This is a genomic window from Bacillus sp. JJ1503 (assembly GCF_036965125.1).
Lineage (GTDB): Bacteria > Bacillota > Bacilli > Bacillales > Cytobacillaceae > Cytobacillus.
The window spans coordinates 1-4,410 of record NZ_JBALOZ010000499.1 but is presented as its reverse complement, the minus strand read 5'-3'; the positions used below and the strand labels follow the sequence as shown (position 1 = coordinate 4,410).

3 protein-coding genes and 2 riboswitches are annotated in these 4,410 nt (G+C 37.0%); all 3 genes read right to left on the bottom strand.

Going from position 1 to position 4,410, the window contains the following annotated elements:
* Positions 1-3: 3 nt before the first annotated feature.
* On the bottom strand, positions 4-447 hold the full coding sequence (locus V7149_RS25895) for an Lrp/AsnC family transcriptional regulator (RefSeq protein WP_335348424.1): 444 nt from the start codon (positions 445-447) through the stop codon (positions 4-6).
* A 398-nt stretch (positions 448-845) separates the two neighbouring features.
* On the bottom strand, positions 846-2,099 hold the full coding sequence (gene glyA / locus V7149_RS25890) for a serine hydroxymethyltransferase (RefSeq protein ID WP_335348423.1): 1,254 nt from the start codon (positions 2,097-2,099) through the stop codon (positions 846-848).
* A gap of 194 nt (positions 2,100-2,293) precedes the next feature.
* Positions 2,294-2,385: riboswitch (glycine riboswitch) on the bottom strand.
* Positions 2,386-2,487: riboswitch (glycine riboswitch) on the bottom strand.
* 138 nt (positions 2,488-2,625) lie between these two features.
* Positions 2,626-3,999 (bottom strand): amino acid permease, encoded by a 1,374-nt coding sequence (locus tag V7149_RS25885; protein ID WP_335348422.1) that lies wholly within the window; start codon positions 3,997-3,999, stop codon positions 2,626-2,628.
* Positions 4,000-4,410: the final 411 nt, after the last annotated feature.

Here is a 4,410-nt window from a genome sequence, read left to right as displayed (position 1 = left end):
TACTTATAATTTAAGTCCTCTTCTACTTTTAAAGCGACGTAGTAAAATGTGACTCTCCACACGAGTTATTCCATTTAATGCGTATAATTCTTCATTAATGAATCTTTCTAGAGAATTAAAATTTTCTACCAAAACATGCATATGTAATGTTGAGGGGCCTGTCATTTGATAGCAGCTGGCAACATTAGGGTTTTCTGCTAACGCTTCAGCTACTTTAACGAGTGAACTAGGTTCACAATCTATTTCAAAAAAAGCAGAAACATTTTTTCCAACCTTTTCGCTATTTATTACTACAGTAAATTGTTCGATAACCTTGTCTTCTACTAATTTATTTACTCTTTCTCTGACAGCAACTCGTGATAAACCTAATTGTTTTCCAATCTCTACATATGATACTCGCCCGTTATTTGTTAATAGTTGAAGGATATTCTTATCAATATTATCCATTAATTATCAACCCTTTCTCCGATCAAATCAAAAGTATTATACGCTATAACTGACCAAATAGAGAAGAAAATTTAATAAACTCTGAATTAATTAACTAGTTTTAATGGATGATTGGGAAGACGATTATCATCAGGATGAAGAAATGCAAGCAAATAGGAGTGCATTTTTCCAACTGCTAAATCGACAATTCGACAAGATGTGGTTTGGGAATGAGGTCTTCAATGTCTATTGGAAGAACTAATTGGTTCGTGGGATTTTGAATGTACTTAAGAAAATAGTTCCTTTAGATAATTCGTTGTGGTGACTTAATTATTACAAAAATGTCGGATTTAAAGTTTTTTATGCAAAAAAAGGGTGGCCAAAAGTTACTTTTGGACACCCACTTTACAATGTCTTTCTTATACAAGAACTGGCTGTTGTTGAAATAACGGAAACTCAGCACAAATGCTTTTTGTTGTTTCCTTTGCCTTTTCTAAAACCTCTGAATCCCCTTTGCTCTTCAAGACAGCTGCGATAACTTTCGCAATTTGCACCATTTCTTCTTTTTTCATTCCCCGCGTTGTTAACGCTGGTGTCCCCATGCGGATTCCGCTTGTTACGAACGGACTTTGTGGATCATATGGAATCGTGTTTTTGTTGACGGTGATGCCTGCTTCTTCAAGCAGCTTTTCCGCCTCTTTGCCTGTTAAATCCCAAGGGCGAACATCTAGTAATACGATATGATTATCGGTTCCTCCAGAAACGAGGGCTGCGCCTTCTTTCACTAACTCTTGACCAAGTGTTTTTGCATTTTCGATGACTTGTTTAGCATACTCTTTAAAACTTTGCTGGGATGCTTCATTAAATGCAACAGCCTTCGCAGCAATAATATGCATTTGTGGGCCGCCTTGAATTCCAGGGAACACGGCTTTATTAATAGCTTTAATTATATCTTCATCATTCGTCAAAATAATACCGCCACGTGGACCTCTTAATGTTTTATGCGTTGTGCTAGTCACGACATCTGCAAACGGAATAGGTGAAGGATGTAGACCTGCAGCAACAAGTCCTGCAATATGCGCCATATCAACCATCAATTTTGCGCCAACTTTATCGGCAATTTCTCTAAATCGGGCAAAATCAATTATTCTTGTATATGCGCTTCCGCCAGCAATAATTAATTTTGGCTGTTCTTTTTCAGCAATTGCTTCAAGTTCATCATAATCGATCAGGTGATTATCTTCTCTTACTCCATAAGACACAACCTCAAACCATTTTCCTGACATGTTTACCGGACTTCCATGGGTTAGATGCCCACCGTGTGATAAATTCATTCCCATAATTTTATCGCCTGGCTGAAGCAAGGCAAAAAATACAGCTGTATTCGCTTGGGCACCTGAGTGAGCTTGGACATTTGCAAATTTAGCGCCAAATAATTTAGTTAAACGTTCAATAGCAACATTTTCAACAACATCTACATTTTCGCATCCACCGTAATAACGCTTACCTGGGTACCCTTCTGCATATTTATTAGTCAATACGCTCCCCATGGCTTCTAATACATCATCGCTTACAAAATTTTCTGATGCAATTAACTCTAATGCATGATGCTGGCGGTGACTTTCCTTCTCGATCGCTTCAAAAATGGTTGAATCATTTTCCCGTAAACTCATATCTATTCCTCCTTGATTTTCAATTCTGACTTTCCCTAGCTGTTTTAAAAATTATAAATTTGCAATTTTGGGAATTTAAAAATCGTTTGTTCAGCTACATTTATTCTTTTCCAAGACAAAGGCAGGTAGACAATACGCTTTGCTGTCATTTTTTGAACACAAAAAAGGACAGAAAAGGGTATTGATGCGCTCTCTCCCCCTTCTCTGTCCTTTTACCTGAGAGTTTAACTCTTTATAAGAGTCTTCCCCTTTGGTGGCGTTTAATTAAACGCGCTCTCCAGAGTAACGTCCAGTTGTAGTTCTTCTACCTGAGAGATTAGTTCCAAGGGTATTTTTGGAACTTGCTCCTTCGGTGGTATTGACGACTACACTCTCCCACAACTATCATCCGTACTATATTTAATTTTTGTAATTATTAGAATAAGAGTTTTATCATAATATGTCAATATTTTTCTGGAAAAACTTTATTAATTTAGAAAGTGTTGATCACCATGCTAATCGGAATTTTATCCATTGCATCTAAATTTTACGCTACATTTCCTTTATTCTCATGATTTGCCTTTGTTTGCCGAATCTTATAAATCACAACCAGAATAATAAACCAAACAGGAGTTACAAACAAGGCAACACGAGTATCTTCCGCTAGTGCAAGTACTACAAGAACGAACGCTAGGAAAGCAAGAATCAAGTAATTGGAAAATGGATAAAGCGGTAATTTAAATTTATTCACTTTCGCTAAATCTGGCCTTGTTTTACGGTATTTCAAATGGCTGATAACCGTAATTCCCCAAATGAAGATGAAACATACGGTAGAAACACTTGTAATCAGTGTAAATACTCCCTCTGGCATTACATAGTTTAAAACAACAGAAATGAGTATGACGCCAGTTGAAAAGATCAATGCATTGGAAGGTACTTTACGGGAATCAAGTTTTGTAAATGGAACAGGTGCATTATTATCTTTTCCAAGAGAGTATAGCATCCGGCTTGTACTAAAAACGGCGCTATTACCTGCAGAAGCTGCGGATGTAAGAACGACAAAGTTGACGATACCAGCAGCAGCTGTGATACCTAGTCCTACGAAAACTTGAACGAACGGACTTTCCATTGGGTTGATCGAGTTCCACGGATATACACTCATAATAACAATCAGTGCACCAATGTAGAAAATAATAATCCGAATAGGAATACTATTAATTGCTTTTGGGATTACTTTTTCTGGATCTTTCGTTTCACCTGCTGTCAGTCCCACAAGCTCAATACCAACAAACGCAAACACGACCATCTGGAATGAGAGAATAAAGCCATTTAAGCCATTCGGGAACATTCCGCCGTGACTCCATAAATTCGTGAGACTAGCTGTGCCTGCATTCGAGGTAAAGCCAGTAATAATCATAAAAATTCCAACGACAATTAGTGCTAGAATCGCGATAATTTTAATTAATGCGAACCAAAATTCCAATTCGCCAAAAAGTTTTACAGTTGCCAGGTTCATAACGAGCAACACGACAAGCGCAATTAAAGCTGGCATCCACTGTGGTACACTAGGGAACCAATACTGAAAGTAAAGACCAACTGCTGTTAAGTCAGCCATTGCAATTGAAATCCAGCAAAACCAGTAGGTCCATCCGGTGATAAATGCTGCCATATTCCCTAAATAATCTTGAACAAAGTCAACAAAAGAATGATATTTCAGATTACTTAAGAGCAGCTCTCCAAGTGAGCGCATGATTAAAAAGCAAACTATGCCTGTAATCATATAAGCAAATAAAATTGAAGGCCCTGTTAAATGAATAGATTTTCCTGCTCCAAGAAATAATCCAGTTCCGATCGCCCCGCCAATGGCGATTAGTTGGACATGCCTGTTCTTTAGACCTCTCTCCAATTGTTGTTCATGCATAGATTTCTCACTCCCTGTTTTTCGAGGTGGGTACAATTGTTTACTAAACTAATAACGCGATTAAAGTATTGCACAATTTTTCCATATTTGACTAAGATCAAAGGTCCAGATGTTTACCAGGTATCCAAACAACAGAGTCATCTAGAATAAAGGAAGAAGTCATCTTTTGTAGAGAATTATTGAAGTAGTTTTAGGAACTCAGGTATACATTTGTAAGCGCATACAAAAAGTTACAATTATTAATATTAATGTTATTTATTTTAGAGTAGATTACTTCTTACCTAGGTGAACAACTGCCTATTTACTTAATCGAGTTTGATATCAGCATTAGCTGATTGCATCGCCACCTCTATTATAGATAGCTATTTTTACATAATAATGAACTAAGAAAAAATAGGCACTTTCCTATTT

Coding starts and splice junctions, on each gene's coding strand:
- V7149_RS25895 (WP_335348424.1), bottom strand. CDS start 447: ATGGATAATATTGATAAGAATATCCTTCAACTATTAACAAATAACGGG.
- V7149_RS25885 (WP_335348422.1), bottom strand. CDS start 3,999: ATGCATGAACAACAATTGGAGAGAGGTCTAAAGAACAGGCATGTCCAA.
- glyA (WP_335348423.1), bottom strand. CDS start 2,099: ATGAGTTTACGGGAAAATGATTCAACCATTTTTGAAGCGATCGAGAAG.